This is a genomic window from Streptomyces botrytidirepellens, from assembly GCF_003721215.1.
GTDB classification, from domain to species: Bacteria; Actinomycetota; Actinomycetes; order Streptomycetales; family Streptomycetaceae; genus Streptomyces; species Streptomyces himastatinicus.
This window is the reverse complement of record NZ_RIBZ01000430.1, coordinates 1-974: the sequence shown is the minus strand read 5'-3', so window position 1 is coordinate 974 and position 974 is coordinate 1. Positions and strand designations below refer to the sequence as shown.

General features: G+C 66.1%; 1 protein-coding gene. It reads left to right on the top strand.

Annotated elements, in window-relative coordinates; genetic code table 11:
* Window positions 1–66: 66 nt before the first annotated feature.
* Window positions 67–951: an IS982 family transposase gene (locus tag EEJ42_RS31380; protein WP_123105245.1), complete on the top strand. Its 885-nt coding sequence runs from the start codon at window positions 67–69 to the stop codon at window positions 949–951.
* Window positions 952–974 lie beyond the last annotated feature (23 nt).

The window sequence follows — 974 nt, the reverse complement described above, 5'->3', positions numbered from 1 at the left end:
CTAGATGAATGAGTCCGATGTCTGGGCTGGCCGCGACCATGGCGAAGGGCGTCCGTTGGCCTGAGTGTGACTTCTGGCTTGGACGCCCTTCTGGCGGCACTGTACGTGTTCATCGACGACCATGTGGCCCCTTGTCGCCGGATCGGGCGACCTCCGAAACTGACGGACGCCGAACTGCTGTGCCTGGCGGTCGCCCAGGTCCTGTTGGGCTTTCCCTCGGCCCGCCAGTGGATCCGCTTCGCCCACGCCCGCCTGGGTCACCTCTTCCGCTACCTGCCCCAGCAGTCCGCCTACAACAAGCGGCTCAACGCCGCCGGACCGCTCATCAGCCACGTGATCGAGGCACTGGCCCGGCAGGTACCGACTTGGCACGACGATCTGCGGCTGATCGACTCCACCCCGCTGCCCTGCGCGGCCTCCCGCGAGACCGTCAAGCGTTCCGACCTGGTCGGGCATGCCGGATACGGCTACTGCCGCAGCCACTCCCGCTTCTTCTGGGGATTCCGCCTCTACCTGCTGACCACTGCCGAGGGCATGCCCATCTCCTGGTGTCTGGCGAACCCGAAACTGGGCGAGCGGGAGGTGATGACCGCACTGCTGGAACGCGACCATCACCTCGTCCGCGCCGGCCAGGTGATCCTCGCCGACAAGGGCTTCGCCGGGAAGGAGTTCGAGGCCTTCCTGACCGAGCACCTGGGTGTCCATCTGGTGCGTCCGGACCGCAAGGACGAACCCCTCCGGCACGGCCGCCTCACCCGGGCCAGGCAGTGGATCGAGGCCGTATTCGACAGTCTCAAGGGCCAGCTCAGCCTGGAACAGCATGGCGGCCGCACCCTTACAGGAGTCTTCGCCCGCACCGGCCAACGACTCCTCGCCCTGGCAGCCTGCATCTGGCACAACTGGACCACCGGAGCCACAGCCAAGCGATCCCTGATCGCCTACGACCACTGAGAACATCGGACTCATTCATCTAG